The 22,549-nt window shown below is 49.6% G+C and carries 20 protein-coding genes; 13 read left to right on the forward strand and 7 right to left on the reverse strand.

What is annotated here, in order from left to right; translation table 11 throughout:
• Positions 1-179: 179 nt before the first annotated feature.
• Positions 180-1,091 (forward strand): class I SAM-dependent methyltransferase, encoded by a 912-nt coding sequence (locus GBK04_RS20020; RefSeq protein WP_152762744.1) that lies wholly within the window; start codon positions 180-182, stop codon positions 1,089-1,091.
• Between the two features lie 4 nt (positions 1,092-1,095).
• On the opposite strand, the gene GBK04_RS20025 is transcribed toward GBK04_RS20020, so the two are convergent.
• A complete protein-coding gene (locus GBK04_RS20025) occupies positions 1,096-1,908 on the reverse strand; it encodes an FkbM family methyltransferase (RefSeq protein WP_152762746.1) in 813 nt (270 codons plus the stop codon).
• Positions 1,909-2,086: 178 nt separating this feature from the next.
• Between GBK04_RS20025 and GBK04_RS20030 the strand changes: the two genes are divergently transcribed.
• The 4 genes from GBK04_RS20030 to GBK04_RS20045 all read left to right on the forward strand — a co-directional run bounded on the left by GBK04_RS20030 (position 2,087) and on the right by GBK04_RS20045 (position 7,520).
• The gene (locus GBK04_RS20030) at positions 2,087-3,352 is read left to right on the forward strand and encodes a nucleotide sugar dehydrogenase (RefSeq protein ID WP_152762748.1); all 1,266 of its coding nucleotides are present in this window, start codon (positions 2,087-2,089) and stop codon (positions 3,350-3,352) included.
• Positions 3,353-3,427: 75 nt separating this feature from the next.
• Entirely contained in the window at positions 3,428-4,636 is a 1,209-nt protein-coding gene (locus GBK04_RS20035) for a glycosyltransferase family 4 protein (protein WP_152762750.1), read from the forward strand.
• Between the two features lie 126 nt (positions 4,637-4,762).
• Positions 4,763-5,860 carry a non-hydrolyzing UDP-N-acetylglucosamine 2-epimerase gene (wecB, locus tag GBK04_RS20040; protein ID WP_152762752.1) on the forward strand — a complete coding sequence of 366 codons (1,098 nt, stop codon included), beginning with the start codon at positions 4,763-4,765 and terminating at the stop codon, positions 5,858-5,860.
• 154 nt (positions 5,861-6,014) lie between these two features.
• Entirely contained in the window at positions 6,015-7,520 is a 1,506-nt protein-coding gene (locus GBK04_RS20045) for a polysaccharide biosynthesis C-terminal domain-containing protein (RefSeq protein ID WP_373331159.1), read from the forward strand.
• Here GBK04_RS20045 and GBK04_RS20050 read toward each other — a convergent pair.
• From GBK04_RS20050 to GBK04_RS20060, 3 genes are all read right to left on the reverse strand, one after another.
• A complete protein-coding gene (locus GBK04_RS20050) occupies positions 7,517-8,398 on the reverse strand; it encodes an FkbM family methyltransferase (RefSeq protein ID WP_152762754.1) in 882 nt (293 codons plus the stop codon). The two genes, GBK04_RS20045 and GBK04_RS20050, sit on opposite strands and share 4 nt — an antisense overlap.
• 49 nt (positions 8,399-8,447) lie before the next feature.
• Positions 8,448-9,725, reverse strand: coding sequence for a LamG-like jellyroll fold domain-containing protein (locus GBK04_RS20055; protein ID WP_152762756.1), 1,278 nt, complete (start codon positions 9,723-9,725; stop codon positions 8,448-8,450).
• 106 nt (positions 9,726-9,831) lie between these two features.
• Positions 9,832-10,830: a GNAT family N-acetyltransferase gene (locus GBK04_RS20060; RefSeq protein ID WP_152762758.1), complete on the reverse strand. Its 999-nt coding sequence runs from the start codon at positions 10,828-10,830 to the stop codon at positions 9,832-9,834.
• A gap of 316 nt (positions 10,831-11,146) precedes the next feature.
• Here GBK04_RS20060 and GBK04_RS20065 point away from each other — a divergent pair, with 316 nt between their 5' ends.
• The 4 genes from GBK04_RS20065 (at position 11,147) to GBK04_RS20075 (ending at position 15,060) form a co-directional block, all read left to right on the forward strand.
• Positions 11,147-13,009, forward strand: coding sequence for a carbamoyltransferase family protein (locus GBK04_RS20065; protein ID WP_373331160.1), 1,863 nt, complete (start codon positions 11,147-11,149; stop codon positions 13,007-13,009).
• A 101-nt stretch (positions 13,010-13,110) separates the two neighbouring features.
• Positions 13,111-14,250 (forward strand): SGNH/GDSL hydrolase family protein, encoded by a 1,140-nt coding sequence (locus GBK04_RS20070; protein WP_152762760.1) that lies wholly within the window; start codon positions 13,111-13,113, stop codon positions 14,248-14,250.
• Between the two features lie 154 nt (positions 14,251-14,404).
• The gene (locus GBK04_RS30850) at positions 14,405-14,554 is read left to right on the forward strand and encodes a DUF5989 family protein (RefSeq protein ID WP_373331161.1); all 150 of its coding nucleotides are present in this window, start codon (positions 14,405-14,407) and stop codon (positions 14,552-14,554) included.
• 128 nt (positions 14,555-14,682) lie between these two features.
• Positions 14,683-15,060 carry an SxtJ family membrane protein gene (locus GBK04_RS20075; protein ID WP_152762762.1) on the forward strand — a complete coding sequence of 126 codons (378 nt, stop codon included), beginning with the start codon at positions 14,683-14,685 and terminating at the stop codon, positions 15,058-15,060.
• Positions 15,061-15,085: 25 nt separating this feature from the next.
• Here GBK04_RS20075 and GBK04_RS20080 read toward each other — a convergent pair whose 3' ends face one another.
• From GBK04_RS20080 to GBK04_RS20090, 3 genes are read right to left on the reverse strand one after another with little or no spacing between them, the layout of a single operon-like run.
• Positions 15,086-15,967, reverse strand: a complete 882-nt coding sequence (locus GBK04_RS20080) for a Ppx/GppA phosphatase family protein (RefSeq protein ID WP_152762764.1) — start codon at positions 15,965-15,967, stop codon at positions 15,086-15,088.
• Between the two features lie 60 nt (positions 15,968-16,027).
• Positions 16,028-17,644, reverse strand: a complete 1,617-nt coding sequence (locus GBK04_RS20085) for a hypothetical protein (protein WP_152762766.1) — start codon at positions 17,642-17,644, stop codon at positions 16,028-16,030.
• Positions 17,634-18,248, reverse strand: a complete 615-nt coding sequence (locus tag GBK04_RS20090; RefSeq protein WP_152762768.1) for an RNA polymerase sigma factor — start codon at positions 18,246-18,248, stop codon at positions 17,634-17,636. Before GBK04_RS20090 ends, GBK04_RS20085 begins: the two co-directional genes overlap by 11 nt.
• A 190-nt stretch (positions 18,249-18,438) precedes the next feature.
• On the opposite strand from GBK04_RS20090, the gene GBK04_RS20095 reads away from it, so the two are divergent.
• From GBK04_RS20095 to GBK04_RS20110, 4 genes are all read left to right on the forward strand, one after another.
• Entirely contained in the window at positions 18,439-19,056 is a 618-nt protein-coding gene (locus GBK04_RS20095) for a hypothetical protein (RefSeq protein WP_152762770.1), read from the forward strand.
• A gap of 237 nt (positions 19,057-19,293) precedes the next feature.
• Positions 19,294-20,688: a hypothetical protein gene (locus GBK04_RS20100; protein WP_152762772.1), complete on the forward strand. Its 1,395-nt coding sequence runs from the start codon at positions 19,294-19,296 to the stop codon at positions 20,686-20,688.
• A gap of 332 nt (positions 20,689-21,020) precedes the next feature.
• On the forward strand, positions 21,021-21,659 hold the full coding sequence (locus GBK04_RS20105) for a 3-keto-disaccharide hydrolase (protein ID WP_373331162.1): 639 nt from the start codon (positions 21,021-21,023) through the stop codon (positions 21,657-21,659).
• 113 nt (positions 21,660-21,772) lie between these two features.
• Positions 21,773-22,507 (forward strand): SIMPL domain-containing protein, encoded by a 735-nt coding sequence (locus tag GBK04_RS20110; protein ID WP_152762776.1) that lies wholly within the window; start codon positions 21,773-21,775, stop codon positions 22,505-22,507.
• Positions 22,508-22,549: the final 42 nt, after the last annotated feature.

The following is a 22,549-nucleotide window of genomic DNA, read 5'->3' on the forward strand; positions in this document are numbered from 1 at the left end:
GCAGCCACGCTCAGGCAGAAAAAAACGTTTTACACGGGATGATCCAAAACGCGGATCATCCAATATCACCGAATGCTGCTGTATATTTGCCCGAATCTTAACAAATCAAATTTGGTAGCGAAACTTGCCCTATTAGTAAAGCTATTTGCCGAAAAGTGCCTACCCTAAGTCCCAAAAGCATGTCCACCGAAAAAAAAAGCCATGAAGCCCACTCGGGCTGGTTTGAAGTAAAATACGCCACGCAAGAAGCCCGGCAGGGGGCCATTGAACGGTGGATGCGCGACCGGGAGGAGCACACGATCAATCACTGGATTCACCAGCGGCTACTCAATCTGGCTCAGCCTTTTACCCAGGAAAGCAAAACCTGGCTCACTGTGGGCGATGGCTACGGTTTTGATGCCAACTACTTTTACGAGAAAGGCTTGGACGTGACGGCCACGGATATTGCCGATACCTTTCTGCCCCTCTCGAAATCGCATGGCATTCTGGATAAATACTCGGTCGAAAATGCCGAGAAACTGAGTTTTGCCGACGATAGTTTCGATTATGTTTTTTGCAAGGAAGCCTACCACCATTTTCCCCGGCCCTACCTGGCCGTCTATGAGATGATCCGTGTGGCCCGCGAAGCGGTGATTCTGGTGGAACCCCACGATCCCATCGCCAAAATGCCCCTGCTGCTGGCCATGCGTAATCTGCTGGACCGGCGCAATACGACCACGCTGCAGAAATATTGGAAAAACCGCTATTCGTTCGAAGAGGTAGGTAACTACGTATTCAAGTTGTCGGAACGCGAAATGGACAAACTGGCCAACGGCATCGGCCTGCCCGCCGTAGCTTTCAAGGGGATTAATAACAATTATTACAACACCGCCACTGGCAGTGAAAAAGCCGACGATTCTTCGCCCGCTTTCCGCAAAATCAAACGCAAACTAGCCCTGCATGATTTTCTGGTCAAAGCCTCGCTGATGCCTTCACAGGTACTTTGCGCGGTGATTTTTAAGAAAATGCCTTCTGAAAACGTACAGGTCGCGATGAAAAAAGAGGGCTTTGCCTTTCACGTATTTCCGCCCAATCCTTACGCAGGTAGGTAGGTGCCTATTTTGTTTCGCGCCAGCCGAAAATATTGAGCTGCAGATCCATCACGTCATTGTTGCGGTAGCGGTGGTTGACAAAGGGCCGCTTGCGGTGCTGGTTGGTGTCCAGGTAGTAGCGAAAGCCGTTTTCTTCAAATACCCGGACCACGCTGGCCAGCGCTTGCGGATGACCGGGATAGGAGTGGAACTCCACGAACAGATTCTGCACGTGACTTAGCGCGTCGTGGCAGTCAGCGAGTACCTCGGTTTCGGCGCCTTCGATGTCGATCTTCAGGAAATCAATGCGCTCTTCGGCCAGCAGGTAGTCGCGCAGCCGCACCGAGGGTACCTTTTTCTTTTCGGAATGGGAATACATGGACGAAGAATCGGCGGCTTCACTCCCGAACTCGACGCCATCGCCATTGATCCACACGGCTTTATCAATGACCTGTACATCGTCGATGCCATTGGTCCGAAGGTTTTCTTTGAGCAAAGCCGCAATGTTGGCCTCGGCTTCAAAAGCCGTAATGCGCGCCTGAGGGTACCTTTCCTTAAAGTACAGAACGCTCATGCCCACATTGGAGCCACAGTCCAGAATCACCGGCTGTTTTTGGGTGGTGGAAAAAAGGTAGTATTCATCGGCAAAAATCTCCTGATGCTGGAACAGGAACGACATCGTATCCGGTACCCGCAGCCGGTATCTACCGAACTTTACCTCGGTGAGCACGTGGCGCGGGCGGTCGCCATAATGCCACAGCAGGCGAATGAAATCGCGGTCGCGGGGGGTGCGTAGGGCGTTGTAGGGTTCCTTTAAAAGTTGTCGTAGCCAGAACATAGTAGGAAGATACGAATGATAAACGGGGTCTCTGCTGGTGAGCGCCAAAGATACGGGCATTGCGCTGCTTTTTGGTGGGTACCTTGTAAAACTCGGGAGTATAGCGCTCGGCCTGACGGTGATTTTCAGGAAACGGCTAAAATGAATAGCTTTGCGCCTTGGTTTCAATCTGTATCTGATGCCCGAAAAAAACGCTTTGAATATTGCCGTGATCGGCCTGGGGTACGTCGGCCTGCCGCTGGCGGTCGAGTTTAGTCAATTATACCCGGTGTTGGGTTTTGATATCAATGAGTCCCGAATCAGTGAACTCCGTAACCACCTGGACCGGACGCAGGAACTAGAAACCAGTCGCCTAGAAGCCGCCCAATCGCTGCGGTATTCCTATGATCCGGAGGATTTAAAAACCTGCAACGTGTTCATTGTGACTGTACCTACCCCCATCGACAGCTACAAAAAGCCGGACCTAGTACCTCTGCTGGCCGCCAGCCGGACGGTAGGGGCAGTGTTGAAGCGGGGCAATATCGTGATTTATGAATCGACGGTGTACCCCGGTTGCACCGAGGAGGACTGCGTACCGGTACTTGAAAAAGCCAGTGGTTTGACTTATAACGTGGATTTTTTCTGCGGCTACTCGCCCGAGCGCATCAATCCCGGTGACAAAGTAAATACGCTGACCAAAATCAAAAAAGTCACGTCAGGCTCAACGCCCGAAGTCGCGGAGTTTGTGGATCAGCTTTATGATTCCATTATCGAAGCAGGTACCCATCTGGCTCCCAGTATCCGGGTGGCGGAGGCCTCGAAAGCCATCGAAAACGCCCAGCGCGACGTAAATATTTCCTTCGTCAACGAACTGGCGCTTATCTTCGATCGCATGGGCATCGACACTACGGAAGTTCTCGAAGCAGCCGGTACCAAGTGGAATTTTCTGAAATACAAGCCCGGCCTGGTGGGTGGGCACTGCATCGGGGTCGATCCTTACTACCTGGCCTACAAGGCCGAATCGCTGGGGTACTACCCGCAGGTGATTCTGTCGGGACGGCGCGTCAACGACCACATGGGCATTTTTGTGGCGAACAAACTGGTGAAGTTGTTGATTAAAAAAGGCCACCGGATCGAAGGAAGCCGGGTGTTGATCCTAGGGATTACCTTTAAGGAAAATTGTCCCGACATTCGTAACACCCGAGTGGTGGACGTGTACAATGAACTTACTGATTTTGGCATGCGGGTGGATGTATATGATCCCTGGGCTTCGGCGGGCGAGGTGGCCGAAGAATACGGGATTCAATTGACGGGTGCCATTGCGGGTACCTACGAAGCGGTGGTGCTGGCCGTAGCCCATAATGAATTCAAAGCGCTCGATTTCGCCGATTTTACCGAAGCCAACTCCGTAATTTTTGATTTGAAAGCTACCCTGCCCAAAGAATCCGTGGACGCCCGGCTGTAAATGAATGCACTTCTTACTCCAATGAAAAACAATAAAAAGCCAATGGCTATCAGCCATTAGCTATCAGCTAAAAAAATGCGCATTTGCTTCATCATGGTGGGCTTGCCTCACTACTTCACGCTGGTACTCAATAAAATGGTTTCCGAAACCGGCCACGAGGTGGTGCTGATCAAGCCGCAGCAGAAAAGTAAGACCATCGGATCGGGCGTGAAGGAGGATACGCGCGGAGCGCAATTTGGTCTGGTGGAACTCCCCGAATACACGGCCTGGTACGGAAAGCCGTTTTTAGAGAATCTCATCCCTACCTTACAGGAAATGAAGCCCGATATTGTGGTCATGTCGGCCTGGCCCTATTTCCTGCATTTCGTGCTCAACCCGTTTTTTTATTTCCAATTTAAAAAACTGAAAACCCGGCTGATTTGCCGCGATATTCCTTTCAATGTACCCTACTGGGGCAAGAGCCGCGAATACTATTTTTCGGGCAAAAACCAGACCGAGGGCGGTCCCACTGCCCGCACCTGGCGAGGGTACCTGCCCTTCGGCATAGCTACTTTCCTGAAAAGATTGTACCTACCCCTAGCCGACGCCCACATCAACTATTTCGACGAAGCCCGGCTTATTACGGGTAGCTATGGGGTACCTCAGGAGAAAATTTTCATCGCGGCCAACTCGCCCGATACCGATACGTTGCTGGCGAGCTACCGCGAAGCGCTGACTTTGCCGCCGCTCCTACCTCACAATCTGCATCGGTTGATTCACGTGGGGCGACTCGTCAAATGGAAGCGAGTGGATATGCTGATTCAGGCGGTGAAAGACCTGCAATCCGAATTTCTCGGTCTCGAATTGGTAGTGATCGGCTTTGGGCCGGAAGAGGAAAACCTGAAAGAATTGGCTACGTCACTGGGCGTATCCACGCAGGTCAATTTTGTGGGCGGAGTGTACGACCCGCTGACGCTGGGTAGGTACTTGCTGGCTTCGACAGCATACGTGCTGGGCGGCATGGGTGGACTTTCGATCAATGACGCCATGTGCTTCGCCAAACCGGTCGTCTGCACCGAGGCCGACGGCACCGAGCGCCGGCTGGTACGCGAAGGCTACAACGGCTATTACTTCGAAAACGGGGATCAGGGTACCCTGAACGAAGCCCTGAGGAAATTACTGGCCGATCCTGAAAAAGTGGCGCGCTTTGGGGCTAATTCACTGAAAATTATCGAAGAAGAAATCAACATCCATAGCGTAATCCGCGAGTACCAGGCCGCGTTCGACTATGTGATGCGCCAATGAACTTGTGGTACGGGCTTCCAGCCCGTCGATTACCCTACTGTTCCAATTGAACACAGCACAATCCTAACCAGGTACCCTACCTTTCCCCGGCATTCACTACTTTTGCCAAAAAAAGAAATTACTTCCTTGAAAATATTGAGCATTGTGGGCGCCCGCCCCAACTTCATGAAGGTGGCACCGCTGCACCGCGCCTTCGTCCAAGCGTGCATCGAATCCAAAATCGTTCATACCGGACAGCACTACGACGCAAAAATGTCCGACGTGTTTTTCAACCAGCTGGAGCTACCCCAACCCGATTATTTTCTGGGGATCGGCGGAGGTACCCACACCCAGCAGACCGCGAAAATCATGCTGGAATTTGAGCCGATTCTGGCCGCTGAAAAACCGGATGTGGTGCTGGTGGTGGGTGATGTCAATTCCACCATCGCCTGTGCCCTGGTAGCTGTGAAGGAGCACGTGCCGCTGGTGCACGTGGAAGCTGGCTTACGCAGTGGCGACCGCCGGATGCCCGAGGAAATCAACCGCATCCTGACCGACAGTATTTCCAATGACCTGTTCGTGACTGAGCAGGCCGGCCTGGACAATCTTGAAAAAGAGGGAGTACCTACGGAGAAAGTGCATTTTGTGGGCAACGTCATGATCGATTCCCTGGCCTATTACCGCCGGAAAGCCGAACAACTCGACCTACCAGCTACCTTGGGACTTACCTCAAAACAATACGTGCTCATGACCATGCACCGGCCCAGCAATGTGGATGTGGAGGCCGGTCTGCGGTCGATTCTCGAAATCGTCAAAAACACCGCTGCGCTCCGGCCGGTAGTGTTCCCGGTGCATCCGCGCACACTCAATAACATGGAACGCTTCGGGCTACTGGACGAACTGCAATCGCTGCCGAATATCACGATACTGGAACCGCAGGGGTACCTTGAATTTCTCAATCTGATGACGCACGCGGAATTGATCATTACCGATTCGGGTGGAATCCAGGAAGAAACTACCTACCTGCAGGTACCCTGCATCACTTTCCGGGCCAGCACCGAGCGGCCCGTGACGGTGGAGCTAGGTACCAACTATTTGCTCAGTGACCTCGACCCTGCCTCGGTCAACGATCTGGTGCAAAGCATCTTGGCCGGTCAGGCCAAACAGGGTACCATCCCGCCCCTTTGGGACGGCCACGCCGCCGAACGCATAGCAGCCACGTTGCAGGAAAAGTACGATCAATAAGACGTTTGACTTTCGGTACCCGGCGCTTGAATGTCAAACATCGAACGTTCACAAAATATATAAGTTTTTACCCTAAAATCACCTTGACATCATTGACGTACTACGCAGTGTCCCCACTGTCAACCGTCAACTGTCAACTGTCAACTGAATAAATTTGGGAATCGTAGTCCGTCAGAGTCTTAAGGCTGGTTTGGGGTCGTACATTGGGGTGGGCATCGGCATCATCAACCAGATGTACGTGTCCACCAAATTCCTGTCGGTGGAACAGCTGGCGCTTTCGCGGCTTCTGTTCGAGAACAGCCTGATGTTTTCGGCCTTCGCGCACCTGGGTACCCCCTTCATTGCCGACAAGTTTTTCGGTCTTTTCCGTGATGATGAAGAGAAGCACCACGGCATCCTGCCCTTTCTGCTGCTGTTACCTTTTGTGGGAGCGCTGTTGTTTGCAGTCATTTACCTAGCCTGCGCCGATGCCATCCGGGCCTATTACGTCGAGCAATCGCCCCTGATTCTGCAGTATTATTTATTGGTTATACCCCTCACGGCATTCTGGATTTATATTTCGGTGCTGGATGCCTATTGCCGCAATAATTCCCGGATCGCCATCCCAAACTTCATCCGGGAAGTGTACCTCCGGCTGGCCAATGTGGTACTAATCCTCGTTTTCGGCATTGGGTGGATTAGTTTCGACCTGTTGCTATACCTGATGGTAGCCTCCTACGGACTGGCCATTGTATTCCTGTTTGTGTATATCCGGCACTTGGGCAAGTGGTACTGGCGGTTACCTGATCGCCGTATCCTCACCAACCCGTTGCTCCTGCAGATGCTGGGTTACGGTGGCTTTACCCTGTTGGGGGGAATTGGGGTCAACCTGATGCTATTCATTGACCGCTCTATGCTGGCGGGTGAGCGCGGGCTGGTCAGTACCGGCATATTCATCATCGCCACCTACATCGCGGGCGTCATCGAGATTCCCCGCAAGGCCATTGCCCAGATTTCCATTCCGCTGATTTCGGGTGCACTGCTGAAAAACGATCTGGCTCACGTTCAGCTCATGAACCGCAAGTCGGCTCTGAACCAGTTGATTGCGGGAGGACTTTTCTTTTTGTTGATCTGGGCCAGTATCGACGAGATTTTCTTCCTCATTCCCAAAGGCGAAACCTACGGCGAAGGTAAGTTCGTGGTACTTTTTATCGCTTTAGTCAAAGTTTTCGACATTGCCACCGGGCTCAACACCGAAATTATCCTGTACTCGAAGTACTTCCGGTTCGCCACGCTGTTCATTATCTGCTCGGCCATCCTGGGTTTTTCCCTGAATTTGTGGTTGATCCCGCTCTATGGGTTTACCGGTGCTGCGATCGCCACGGCCCTCACTACCCTGGTCTACTCAATCTCCCGTATGTCGTTTGTGTACATCAAGTTCAGGGTACTTCCCTTCACGGGCAAAACGGTACAGGTTGCGCTGATGCTGCTATTTTTGTATGCGCTAACTTTTTTAGTGCCCGACTACCCGAAAACCATCGTTTCGGCCATGCTGGTGCTGGTACTGCGATCGGCCGGTTTACTAGCAATTTTCGCGGCTTTTATCGTCTGGGCGCGCGTTTCGGAAGAAATTAACGGGCTGGTGGAGGGAGTTTGGGCAAGGGTAACAAAAAAATATTAAATCAAATTATTTCTAACACGAATTTTGCGGCCTTCGTTTACCCTTAGTGTCACATAGTCAATATCCCGGATGTAAATTGTGTTTTCAGGATTTGTATTGGTTATGCGTGTGAGTTTTCTTTGATATGGATCATAAGCGTAAGGGGTAAAGCCAAGCTTTAGGATTTTGTCATGCAGGTAATTCTGGCCAAATTCATATTGATTGGTTAATCCGTTGGTTTCCATAATAATGACTTTCAATTCGGGGTTTTTTAATAATCGAGTAGCCCCATTAATTACGTTAGCTTCATAGCCCTCCACATCGATTTTTATAACTTGGACAGGAATCCCTGACAACATATTGTCAAGTGAATCCACAGGAACACTGATGGTACTGCCTGTGTAGTTTTCTTCCTGGATCACATGATTTATTGCATCCAGTGAATTTGTGAAAGTAATATTTCCCTCTTTATCGCCAACTCCGCAGTTTATCAACCTTGTTTTTTCCTGAAGATTATTGTAGTTGGTATTCCTTGCCAAATTAGCAAAAGTCGACGGGATTGGTTCAAAAGCGATTGATTTTGAACCTGCCACACCCGATGCCAAAACGGTATAAGCCCCGATGTTGGCCCCTACGTCAACGAACATATCCTCCTGGCGCAAAAAATGCATAATAAAGAGCATTTCGTTCGTATCGTACAGGCCCGTATATACTTGTAATTCTGCGCTTGACATTCCTTTTTCGATAACTAAAAAGGTATTTTCAATGAACGGATAAACCATTGGATAAGAATGGATTCTCGTGGCTATTCCTCTTCGGAAGAAAGTAGTAAGGGCTGATAGCTTGTTATTGATATTTAGAGGATGCTTTAAGATAGTTTGTATTGTTTTTAATTTCATTGTTAAAGGTAGCAGTAGGTAGGTGTTTTTATTTTGAGCTGATTACCGGTTAATTAATAATGGTGACGGTAGCGGAATTTATTTGTTTTTTATTGGAAAACACCTTGATCAGGTATATACCTGAAGGAACAGCTTTCTCTTTGTATCTACCATTCCAGGGTTTTTCATAGCCTTTTGAGTAAAATATTACTTCTCCCCACCGATCATAAATGTAAATTTCAAAGCCGTTAATAGCTTCCCAATTATAAATTTTTAATTCATCATTATGCCCATCATCATTAGGAGTGAAAGCCGAGGGTATAAGCAGTTTAGTGGGCTCGGTAGTGGGTGGGGGAGGGCAATACTTGATGAGAATAGTCTTACTTATGGACTGAGGCTTTTCTGGAAAACATACAGTACTGTCAGGGATTATATCTGCTTTGATGGAAATCTCATAATCCGTTGTTTGGTCTGGTAATGACACAGTTACGGAACGAGCTGATTCTGATTGGATAAAAGCGGAATCAACTCGCCATTTTAGAATGGCATTGGTTCCAATATTCGCGGAAGCAACTATGGTTTCGCCCGCACATGGGTTGGAATTGCTGATTGTTAACTCAACCGGGTTGGTGGGGGTATTGCCTTTGAAAAGTTCCAGCACCTCCGACTCGCTTAAGGCCCGGTCATACAGGTGAACGTCATCAATTTTTGCATTTGACGCTTGCCCATAGTTATTTCTAGCCCCTATGATTGCCTTGGGCGTAGTGGTACCATAAAAGGCCTTCTTTCCAATCACGGGATTAGAGCAAATCAATTTTCCGTCCAGGTACATATAGTAATTGTCGTCATCCTTAGTTAGAACCAGATGATACCACCTTTGTGTTTGTGGCACTTGGTCGTTGGTACATCTTACATTTTGGGCAACTCCTTGATAAGATCCATGCGAAAAGGCATTATGGTACCCATTGGTGTATTGATTTCCCAATAAAATATGCTGGTCACCATAATCGCTCCCTACTGAAATGAGAAAGAAAGCGATCCCTATCGCCGGCAAACTCTCCGGCGACACCCACAGGGAATAGCTGAATGTGTTTAGTAATAAAATTTTAGAATTTATCTCGATAAAATCATCCACGCCATCAAAATAATACGCACTATTCTTTGCACCAAAACGGTCTTCGGTCAGTACCGCACCCGTCACTTTGCCATGATTCTGGCTGGGGCTGAGATCATTGGCATTGCCCGCAAAGGGGTAGCAGCCGATCAGGCCTTTGTTCAGATCAACTTGCGCGTTGGTCGGGTCTGGACAGAAGAAAAGGAATAGCAATGAATAAAATACGGATTTCAAAACGATCGGGCTAAGAGAGATTGTTTCAACAAAACTAATGTATTATCAGCGCTCCTGAAATTATTGTTTCGGTAGGTTTTTGCATTAGTATGAGTAACCGCAAAAGTCAGATGAAAATCTTCTCATACGTCACCTTCTCCGATTTTTCTGCTCCTAGGTTTTCCTTGAACCGCATCAGTGAAGCTTTCTCGTGTCCCAGGTGGTCCAGTGACACCCCCAGATCAATCAGTTCGATGCCCGAACTTTGGGCGTATTTATAGAGAAAGCTATTAAGCAAAACCATGGGACTATATGTACGGTAGTCGAGGTTATCGGCCGGGCAGAAATTGTACAGGATTCTCGAATTGACCCAAATGCTTACGGTCAGGCTGATGATCTGAATGCCATCTTTCACGACAAACACCAGTGCCTGTTCGGGTAGCCGGATCAGGAGCCGACGAAGCTGGGCAATATCCAAGGAAAGGGGGTACCCTTGCCGTTGGCGGCTTTCCGACAAAAAAGTGTACACCTGGTCGGGATCGGGATTGTGCCACTGCTCCACCGTGAAGCCCGCCCGGAGGCATTTGCGCAGGCGGCGGCGTTCGGAGGGATGGATTCCGTCGATAAATGGGGTCGAAGTGACCATAATGTGGTGGTTCACATGCCTTTGCCTGACGGTAAAGCAACAGCGTTGGTAAACTAAACGTAAAAGGATTGCCTGATTTTCATCGTAAGCTACGGGAGCGCTTTTGACTACCAGTTGCTGAATCCGATGTGCGATGCACCAGTGTTCAACTTCCTTCACAAGAGTAACCAAGGAATCGGCCGGAAGATCTGATGTGGCTTGCAGTCCGCCCAAGGGGGCTTGAGCAAGCGACCATGCGGTACTGCCGTCGTGATCAAGGTGAAAAACAGCAACAAGTCGTCTGCTATCGGTATTCCAGAGTCCCCACGAAATGAGGTTTTCCGGTCGTTGGGTAGCCAAGTGTTCCACCCGCTGAAAAAGATAGGCCTCAAAAGCCGTTTCCAATCCGGCGAAACCGGCCGTATCCTTTTTGATTTCGTAGGTTTCAGGTACCCCTTTTTCCAAGGGGCTTTTCACAGGGTCGTGTGGCTGTCTCATCATCCAAAGTACGCTAAAATATGAACGGAGTCGGATATCAGGGACTCAAAAAAAGAAAGGCAATCTTCGAAAAAATAACTTGGTTGAAAGCTACGGACGTCCAATCTTATGGCCACGTGTTATCCAGGTGTGGGCAGTTTATGAACTGGGGAAGTTGGGCAGGTACCCAGACCCGGAGCAAAGCCCCCACAAGAACCTATGGTTGTTTTTGGACTTTAGTTAGTTTACGGTTTTGGCCCTGCATTTGAAGTTAACGTTCTTATTCCTAGTTTTGTCGGCGAATACCACGACGTTTGTTCGTTAAAAACTAAATAAGTAGGTGAAAATATTAGGAATTTCGGCCTTCTACCACGATTCGGCGGCGGCACTGATTGATAACGGAGAAATCGTGGCAGCGGCGCAGGAAGAGCGCTTTACCCGCAAAAAGCACGATCCCGGCTTCCCTTCCAATGCAGTTCAGTTTTGCCTTGAGTACGGGGGCGTGACGCTCAACCAGCTCGATGCCATCGTCTTTTACGACAAACCACTGCTCAAATTCGAACGTTTGCTGGAAACCTATTACGCCTTTGCGCCTAAGGGCATCCGCTCCTTCATCACGGCCATGCCCGTGTGGATCAAGGAAAAAATGTTCCTCAAACGCCTGATCAACGAAGAACTTGTAAAACTGGGCTACGATAAGAAAAAACCCGTCAAGATTCTTTTCCCCGAACACCATCTCTCCCACGCAGCTTCGGCCTTTTATCCTTCTCCCTACGAAAAAGCTGCGATACTGACCATTGATGGGGTAGGTGAGTGGGCTACTGCGTCCATTTGTCTGGGCGAAGGCAAGGATATTACCATCCTTAAAGAACTTCGTTTTCCCCATTCACTCGGACTTCTATACTCTGCTTTTACCTATTTTCTGGGTTTTCGGGTCAATTCTGGCGAATATAAATTAATGGGGCTTGCTCCTTATGGAAATCCCTCTTCGCCCGACGTAGACCGCTACATGGATATCATTCTTAAAGAACTCATCGAGTTGAAGGAAGATGGTTCCGTTTGGTTGAATCAGAAGTATTTCGACTACGCAACAGGCCTGAAAATGGTCAATGAGCCGGAGTGGGAGCGCCTTTTCGGCTTCAAAAAGCGTAACCCTGAAGATACCCTCGAAGCCGAGCACTGCAACCTGGGGCTGGCCATACAGCGTGTGACCGAAGAAGCGGTAATCCGTATGGGCCGCGAAGCCAAACGCCTTACCGGTGCCGAATACCTGTGCATGGCGGGCGGCGTAGCGCTCAATTGTGTATCGAACGGTAAAATTCAGAAAGCAGGAATTTTCAAGGATGTGTTTATTCAACCCGCTGCGGGTGATGCGGGTGGGGCGCTGGGGGCGGCGCAGGCTGCCTACCACATCTTCTTCGGCCAGGAACGGAACATTACCTGGAAAAATGACAATATGCGCGGATCATATCTCGGTCCGACTTTCTCGGATCTGGATGTGGAACTGACCGCCAAAAAATACGGAGCCACCTACACCCGCTTTGAAGATTTTAAAGAACTGAGTAAGGAGGTAGCACAACTACTTTCTGAAGGCAATGTGGTGGGCTGGGTGCAGGGCCGCATGGAGTTTGGTCCGCGTGCGCTGGGTGGTCGTAGCATTCTGGGTGATCCGCGCAACTCCGAAATGCAGAAGAAACTGAATCTGAAAATAAAATACCGCGAATCGTTCCGGCCCTTTGCTCCCTCGGTTCTGGCCGAAAACTGCGCCGAATATTTCGATTACGACGGCATTTCACCCTATATGCTGCTGGTACATCCCGTAGCCGAAGAGCGCAGAAATCCGCTGCCAGCGGGTTATGATTCCATGGATCTGCGCAACAAGCTGTATTACGAGCGGTCGGACCTACCTTCGATTACCCACATTGACTACTCGGCGCGGATCCAAACGGTGCATAAGGAAACCAACCCGCGCTACTGGGAACTGATCAATGCTTTTAAGGAACTGACGGGCTATGCCGTCATTGTCAATACGAGCTTCAACGTGCGTGGCGAACCCATCGTGTCTACCCCCAATGATTCCTATCGTTGCTTCATGCGTACTGAGATGGATTACCTTGTTGTGGGTAACTACCTGTTTGACAAGCGTAAACAACCCGAATGGCAAGAGAAAGACAATTGGCAGGAGGAATTCGTACTTGACTAGACAATTTTGAATGAGTGGATGATGGGATTGTGGATGTTAGGATTTTGAGATTCAACCGTCGACTTTCAAACCCTCATTCATGCATTCACAATTGATGACCTATGGCTTCAAAAATCGTAACCAGTATTATCCGCCTAGCCTTTTTGGCCTTGATTTTCGTGTTTCTTTTCTATCCCGATAAGTTTCACATCACCTTTGATTATCCTGGTTTTCCACAGAGCGACAGCTTTTACATCCGCCTCACCAAAACGGTTTTCTGGCTGTTATTTCTCATCGAAATTCTGCGCATTTTTTATTACGGCGTAGTTAAGAGTAAGGCCAAAGGGTTGGTTGCCAATGTTGTGACGCTGATGGTACCCTTGGTGGTCGTACTGGTGTTTCTGGAAATCTTCTTCATGTATATTCCTCAGAGCCACGAGGGAGTACTTTCCAAAGCATCGCAAATCTGGTGGGAAAAGTACTGGAAGCCCGTCAATGCGCAGGGCTACCGCGACAAGGAAATCGAAAAAGGAACGAATAAAACAAACGTACTGGTCATTGGCGATTCGTTTGCTGCCGGGCATGGTCTGGAGCATCTGGACGATCGTTTTTCGGATCAGTTGGAAAGTAAGCTGGGCAAGGACCGGTACGTAGTCTATAATTTGGGTGTGTCGGGTTCTGACACGCGTGACGAAGCCAGACGCCTGATTGAATTCCCGGTCAAGCCCGATGTGATCGTACTACAGTATTTTCCAAATGATATCGAAAAGGCCGCTCGCGAAAACGGCCTTACGCTCACCGGCGCCGAACCTTATAACGACCTACAGGGACCATTGGCTACGGTAGTCAAAAGGTTTTATTTGCCTAATTTTGTGTACTGGCAATTGCCACACGCATCGTTCAGTACCTTCGAAAACTTTGTGCAAAAAGCGTACACCGATTCCACCGTCCTGAACGCCCATTTCCGGGATCTATCCCAAATGCTGGCCTACCGCGACAGCACGGGTGCTAGTATGTATGCGGTTTTTGTGCCGTTCCTGTTCCAATTAGATAAAAGCGCGCAGTATACGAAACCTGTGGAAGAGTATCTGAAAGCCCATGGTGTGACAGTAGTAACCCTTACGGACGGCATCGCCCAAATTGCCGATAAAGACCGGGTGGTAGGTAAGAACGATGGCCATGCCGGAGCCGCCGTAAATGCCCTGATGGCCGAGCGGGTTTTTGGAGTGATGGAAGAAAGGGGAAAGCAGGAAAAAAGATAGAAATAAGGGCTTAAATGGGCCGGTCGTATAAAGCCGAAACGAAGCCTGGTCGTAGGACTTGATAAAAAATTATAAACCCAATAAGTAAAATTCCGGGAAAAACCGATTCATACTTAGGGGCTTTAAAAATCAACCAAAAAACTAATAATACGATATGGATTTTCTCAGAGACTTATTTTCCTTTATGCGGGAGCGCAAAAAATGGTGGCTTGCTCCGGTGATTATTGTCCTGCTGCTCATTGGTGTACTGATTGTAATCGGTGGCGGTTCGGCGGTAGCTCCGTTTATTTATACTTTGTTTTAATTTTGAATGAATGAAGGAGAGATTGAGAGCATAAAAGTGTAGAGGGTGACAAGCAACATTCACCGCACCGGCGACCCCGTAATTCATTCAATCTCTCATCGCACGGGGGACCCCGTCAAAACATAACAATGGAAAAACTCACAGAGGCCGAAAAGGCCAAAGCCCAGCTAGTCATCGTAACCGGACTGGTTGTCATTTATTTTATTTTCAAGGCAAGGTACCCCTGGATACTCTACGCGGCGGCGGCCATCGGCATTCTGTGCATTGCTATTCCCGTGGTGGGCGACTTAATTGTGAAGGGATGGTTCAAGATAGCCGAAGTACTGGGTGCCATCAACGGGCGCATCTTGCTATCCATCATCTTCTTTGTGTTTCTATTCCCAATTGCCGTTTTGTCCCGGATGGGACGGAAGAATCCACTCGGATTGAGAAGCGAAAATAAGGATTCAGCCTTCACTGAGCGCAATCACCGCTACACGGCCAAGGATCTCGATCAGGTTTGGTAGGGTTGGGGTACCTTGGGTCAGGGCATCACTTTTTCTTGCGCATAAGGCGGTCGTGCAGTAGTTTCAGGATACCGTCTTTCAGGCCGACATCGGGCACATGGACGATTTCGGCCCCGGCCCATTTCATGGCGGAAAGATAAATATCACCGGCCGGGACAATTACATCGGCACGGTCGGGATTCAGTTGCAGTTTGTGAATACGCTCTTCCAGCGTAAAACTGGCAATATAATTCCTCATACGCTCGATTTCGGTCACGCTCGCAGCACTTTGGGTGAGCTTGGAGGATAAGTCGAAGAGCTTGTTGATGTTACCGCCCGTACCTACGGCCTGAATCGGTAACGTATGGTTCACGTTCTCGCCAATCCAGTCACGCACCTGAGTCCAGGCGTTTTTTGATTCCTTACCTTCCAGCAGCCGTACTGATCCCAGCTTAAAGGATTTGGCTTTCAGTTTTATACGGTCGAGATACACATTCAGTTCGGTGCTGCCGCCACCTACATCCACATGGATGTACTGGCCCGCGCCCAGGGACTGAACTACAACGTTGTTGACTAATTCTGCTTCTTTCTGTCCGTCGATGATCTGGATGTGGATACCCGTGCGGGCCTCGATCCGGTCGCGTACCTCCTGGCCATTAGCCGCTTCGCGCATGGCCGAGGTAGCCAGCGCCATGTGATCGTCCACCTCGTGCAGCTCCATCAGGAGTTGGTAGGCCAGCATGAGCTTCATCATGCGGTCTTCACTGAATAAGGAAATACGCCCTTCTGTGAAGACATCATGCCCCAAACGCAAAGGAAACCGAACATACTCGACTTTTTTGAAGCGGGTCAGGCCATCGTCGTGCAGTACGGACGAAATCTGCATCCGGGCACCATTGGAACCAATATCTATTGCGGCTAATTTCAAGGTATATCCAGTTAATGACCGCCAAAAATAGCCATTCAGTCCCGGAATTGCCCCTTTTTCCTATTTCTTTTTTGCCGTTCCCAACTCATATAACAGCTTCATCTGTAGCCCCAAGCCGGTGCGGTCATCGAGGCCGGGTAGGGGCTTGAATCGGTTGTCGAGGAGCAGACTTGCCTGAAGTACAATGGGACTCCAGCGCTTTTCAACGCCGGCCTGTAGGTTCACATTGTTGATAAGCGGGAAAGGTACGGTGCGCTCGGCGCTTTGCTCACCGAAATCATTGGTAGGAAGTCTGAAATCGAACGATAATTCCTGCCTGGCCCGCAGGTTCAGAGTGGTACCTACCCCGGCAAAATAGGCGAAATTATGGCCCAGTTCGCCCCGATAGTTCAGATTGAGGGGAATCTGAAACAGAGTAGTTTCGATTGTGATATTAAAGATCTCGAAACTTTGAGGGAAAGGTTTGGCGTGTTCCTTACGGAAGTCTTCGTGGGTTTTTTCCCGAAATATCCGATCATTATAGAATTTCTGGTCTTCCAGTTTCTGGAAGGTCAGCCCCCCTTGCACGGACCAGTGTTTGCCAAGCAAGACCTCATTCCAAACCCCCAAGGCTTTCGTCCGTCCCTCCCACAGCTGGCCTGCGCCCACCCGGTAGGGGAGTCCCAGGCCAAAATCGGGCAGAAGCCGTTCGTCCTTAGCTACTTTCTCTACCTTTTGAATGGAAATAGGTACCTCGGTTTTTTGATTGGTCTGCGCTGGTTTTTCCACTTGAGCCAGGCGTTGCTCGGGAGCTGCGGTTCTGGCGGGCTGTGGCATCCGGCCTTGCAGACGACGGTAGACGTTCGTGGCCGGTTTGGTATACACAGGAGTGGGCAAGGCTACGATTTCTCCTAGGTCAAGGCGCTCTGAATCGTAGTTCTTCACGGCTGTTAGCGAAGGCTTAGCTTCAGAATCCAAACCAGTACCTACGGGTAGGGTACCCTTAGAAGGTACTTTGCCGATTGGTTTTGTCAGGTCTTCCGACTGGCGTATCCCGTTCGGAGTAGGAAGGGCAGCCCCTGGCTTGGGGTCGGTTTTGTAGTCCTGTTCCGAAACGCGGGGGTTGGTATGGACAATCGCCTCTTCGGTTGCAGGCAATGGTGCACCCGGTGTTGGGTTGTCTGCCTGCTTCCGCTGGTTCTTTGCGATGCCAGTCTTTTCCGAAACGTCTGGTGTTTTCCTAAGTTCCGGGTCCGCAACGGGGCGGGCGTCTTCTACGTTTTCGGTGGATTCGATACCGGGCGGACGCTCAATGTATACGGTTCTGCACTCCACTACGTACACCGTATCGGGTAGGGGCGAAGAAAGGGGTACTTCTCCGCGGGAAACACCACCCGAAGCAGCTGAGTCGCTACGGACTTGGCTGCTTTTGTCCGTGGTGGTAAGCTGTTGTTTGAGCGCCTGCATTTCTTTCAGCAAATCCTGATTCTGATTGGATTGGTTGACGTACAACACCACCATGACGGCCGTAGTGACGGTAGCCACTGCATAACCCAGCCAATGGCCGTAGGTTTGCCAGAAGGTAGGTGTGGCATGCTGCCGGAAGGCTTGCCAGGCGTCCCAGTCCTGATCCTGAAAGTCGGGTTGTATACTTTCGAGTTTTCGGCGTAAAATTTCGTCAAATCGGTTAGTTTTCATTTTGCTTATAAGACTGTACCCCCCAGTCCGTAGGAAACAGATCGGGATAATATTGTTTAATCAAGTGCTGCAGGCGTGTCCGGGCCCGCACGTAGTGAGAACGTACCGTCGCCTCGTTGACCGCAAGCAATTCGGCAATCTCCCGGTGACTGTACCCATCGATGGCATACATCATAAATACGTTGCGGTACACGGGCCGCAATTGCTGTACTAGTTCCAGAATTTCATCCGCTGTGATTTTTTCCAAAACCTGATCGTCAAACCGGGTGTAGGGGGCGTCTTCCAGTGTGACGGTGTCCCGCTGGTGCTTCCCGTGCTTACGGTAATAACTAATGGCGGTATTGATCAGAATGGTTCGCATCCAGGGTTTGAAGGGTTGCTGGAGATCGTATTTCCCCAAGTTCTGAAAAACTTTCAGAAATCCTTCGTTCAATACTTCCTCGGCGTCTTCGCGGGTAGAGGCATAGCGCAGGCTAATACTTTTGGCATAGCCAAAGTACTGCTTAAAGAGTACCCGCTGTGCCTGATTATCACCGTGGATGCACGCTTGGAGCACGCTCTCGAAGTCGTTCTCTGAGAAGGAGGTATTTTTCCTGAATAGCAAGGTGAGTAAAGGGTTGCGCTTTTAAAATAGTACGCCGCAAAGGCGCTGTCCGTGGCAATCCACCGATAAATATTAATGATAATAATATTTATCGGTGGATTGCCACATTCACTCGACCACTTACGTACTGTCCACTGAAACCGGTATCAAAACACAATATTTCTTCAGATCACCTTATAATTTCCAAACTATGAAGTTAACTGTTTTTATGATGGCCTCCGTACTGGGGCTGCTTATCCTGGGTTGCCAAAAGGACAGCCTTGCCCCGGTAAACGACACCGCATTTGAGGCTATGACGCTATCGGCGGCCCGCTATTCGGTAGAGGCCGATTCGACGACTAAAATGAAGTGCAAGGGTAGGTTGATGGAATTGGCCGAGGCCGCTATTCCGGCGGCGGTTACCGCTCACATCAGTGCCAATTACGACGGGGCCACGCTGAAATTTGCAGCCACAGACGAGTCGGGTAATGTCGTGATAGGATTGACTCTGGCGGATGGTACCCCCAAAGGCCTTCTGTTTGACAGTGCGGGTAATTTCAAGGAGGAATTGAAGCACTACAAGCAGCACGCTAAACTGACCGAGGTAGCGGTGGTCGATTTGCCTGCATCAATCACGGACTATGTGGCAGCTACCTACGCCGGAGCCGAAATCAAGCATGCCGGAACCAATGAGGCGGGTGAATACTTCGTCATGCTGGTGTCAGACAGCAAACCCGTGGTACTGCTTTTCAATGCAGATGGAACTTTCAATAAAGCCCTGGATAAGCCCATGCATCATGGCAAAAAATTTGGCCCCGGTCGCAAGTAAAGAGTAAAATGAGTAAGGAGTAAATGGCGGATTGCGTGGATAGGGAGACCCAGTTTTGGGTTTCCCTATTTTATTAAGCGTCATTGAGCAACCAAAGAGCAATATGATTACTGAAAGAGCAGGTTTATAAATAAAAGCAATTGGTATTTATAAATAAGTTACCTATCACAAGTCATTTAATTAAAAGTTTTATGTTACTTCGCAAAATTTGTTTCACCTCGGCTTTGTGAAGTTGATATGTTGCGTAAGAATCAGCCTGAATCCTTCCGGAAAGGGAAAGGAATTGTTTTCCTGTTTTGCCTACTCCTCATCTGCGGCCCGGACTACCTTTTTGCTCAGATTACTATTGATTTCCCTTACAAGCGGATTGTTCTACAGGAGGATAATGCCGGAAACGCAGCTGTCTTTGTAAAAGGGAAGTGTTCCGCTACCCTGGACCGTATGGAGGCGCGACTGGTAGCCAGAATAGCAGGTCAGGGAATAACGACCAACTGGCAGGTCATCGAAGAGAAGCCCATCTCAGGATATTATTCAGGAAGTTTATCAGGAGCAGGTGGCTGGTACGATCTGGAAGTACGGGGAATACGCAATGGCGTTCCCGAAGAACCGACGGTTACGATGGAGCGCGTGGGCATTGGGGAGGTCTTCCTGATCGCGGGGCATTCCAATGCTCAGGGCGGGGCTAGCCCTTCGGTGGGGAGCCTGGACGACCGGGTGAGTAGCGTTACATTCCCGAACGTGCAAATGTGGAAGGACTACGATCAGACTGCCGATACCACCTACCTACCCTTCAATTTCAGTCACTTGCAAGACACTATTGCGCCCTTTCATTCCATTGCCTGGTTTTGGGGCCAGTTGGGCGATTCGCTGGCCCGGCGGCTCAATGTACCCATCCTTTTTTATGGTGCCGCCTTTGGCGGGTCGAACATGGAGCAGACCTACAAGTCGGCCTATGATATTCCATTCGATCACGGATTTATTAAATATGGTATCCGCATGCCCTACGTGAATATTCGGAATACGCTGATCCGGTATGCTCCCGTAACTGGGATGCGAGGCATTCTTTCGGGACATGGCGTTAACGATGCAGGAAGCTCGACGAGTGAATTTAAGTTTTATTCTGAGCAAGTGGTTGCTAAAACACGGCAGGAGTCGCAGGGTACCCTGCCTTGGATGATGGCGAAATCGGCCTGGCGAGACGGCCCACTCAATCATATTCTTGACGCGCAAATGCAGCTTATTGCGGAGGACTCCCAAATATATGAAGGACCCAATCTGAATGAGATTAGCAATATTGGCCGTACCGACAACCTCCATTTCAACCCGCTGGGACAGATATTGGCCGCCCAGAAATGGGCCGATGCACTGGTTGGCAGTGCTTTTCTGAGCGAAGCGCAAGGCTTACTGCCCAGAACGCAGCAAGAGGGATTGCCGCCGATAAGCCAGCATTCCGGAGCATGGGGGCAGATAGCCACCTGGCGTTATGGTACCTCTCCCGCAGCTGAGACGGAAGTCTTTATTAAAGAATCCCATACTGTTGAAATAAATTCGCCACAAACGGCCAAAGGAGTGCACCTTTCCGGTACTATTCAGTTCGGGCCTAATGGACAATTGACTATGATGCAGGATTAGGAAGGAAAAGATCGGTACTTATCTTTCACGAACAGACTGTGGTTGCTGCCGCTGTATTTCAACCGACCTAATTTCTGCATCAGAAATTGTTAGTATCTGGACACATAACTAACCAGAATTTTGAGGTGAAAACCACAATCACCCGGAATAGTATGTCACAGTCAAGTTTATCGGAGCAAAGAATTTTGCCGTGGTAGTGGATGTCCTGTAATTCGTTATTTTTGCCCTTAGCAACTACTCTTTTCATACTGATAAGTAAGTAACGCTCTGCGTATCCTTTTCCCATACGCTGCATTTAATCAGTTTTATCACTCATACAACCTATCATGTTCATGAAATACATCGGAATCCTCGCATTGAGTTTCCTCTTTGTCGGCTGTGCCAAAGACGCCGCAATCTCCCAGAAAAAAGAAAAAGGCTGGGTACCCATTTTCAATGGTAAAAACTTCGATGGCTGGAAAGTCACCACTGATAGCCCGGGTACGTTTACCATTGAGGATGGTACGATCAAGGTAGCGGGCGACCGGGCGCACCTTTTCTATGAAGGGCCCGTGGGTAACCATGACTTCAAGAATTTTGCGTTCAAGGCTGACATCAAGACCATGCCCGGCGCTAACTCGGGGATGTTCATCCACACCGCCTACCAGCCTGACGGCTGGCCTGCCAAAGGGTATGAGATTCAAGTAAACCAGTCGCATACCGACTGGCGCAAAACTGGTAGCGTGTATTCGTTTCAGGATGTGAAGGAGGTGTATGCCAAGGATGGCGAATGGTACACCGAGGAAATCGAGGTACAGGGCAAACACGTAACGGTGAAGGTAAACGGTAAGGTAATCAACGACTATACGGAGCCCGCTGAGCCAAAAGACGCGCAGAAACGGCTCAGCCACGGGACGGTAGCTTTGCAGGGGCATGATCCCAAAAGCGTGATTTATTATAAAAACGTAATGGTGAAAGTGCTGCCTGAATAGCCAAAACCGGTCAGCCGAAATGGGTTTGTGAAATTTGGTGGCAGGAATTTTTAAACAAATTCCCTCATTGCTTGTCCAAATTGCATCACAAACCCATTTTTTATATGCTAGCCATGAACCAACGTATTGTTTTTGCCACTGCCCTATTAGCCGGCTTGAGTGCTCTTCTCCCTGCTTCGGCCCAAACTACCCCTATGCCCTCGAAAGAAACCCGACGTATTGAAGTGACCGGCTTCTCCGAAATGGAGGTCATGCCTGACGAACTGTATTTCACGGTTTCATTACGGGAGTATTTCAAGGATGAAAAGAATCAAAAAGATAAGGTACTCATCAGTACCCTGGAAAAGCAACTTGTGCAGGCCGTGGCCGAGGCCGGGCTGCCGAAGGAAAATCTTTCCGTAAGCGGAGTAGGAGGGTACCAACAGCAGTGGGATAAAAATAAAAAGCCCGCTACTTTCCTGGAAAGTAAACAGTACCAGCTCAAAGTGGAGCGTGCCGACAAACTCGATGGCGTCTTGTCTAAGGTAGATAGCCGGGGCATTCAGTACGCCAATATGAGCCGGGCGGACCATTCGCGCAAGGAGGAGTTTAAGAATCAGGTAAAAGTGGAAGCCCTGAAAAATGCCAAAGAAAAGGCGGCCTTTCTGCTGAATGCCATCGGTGAAAAGGCAGGGCCCGTCCTGGAAATCCGGGAACTGGAAGAAGGAGCGTCGTACCCGCAGCCCATGTATAAATCCAATATGCGGATGATGGCGATGGAATCGGCCGATGCCGTACCGGACAGCGATCTGGATTATCAGAAAATAAAACTCAGCTACCGTATGCAGGCGGTGTTTGAAATTAAGTAGTTCGGCGGTCGGATGACGTGACGGATGGTACCCTGAAGCGGG

The organism is Salmonirosea aquatica (assembly GCF_009296315.1).
Lineage (GTDB): Bacteria > Bacteroidota > Bacteroidia > Cytophagales > Spirosomataceae > Salmonirosea > Salmonirosea aquatica.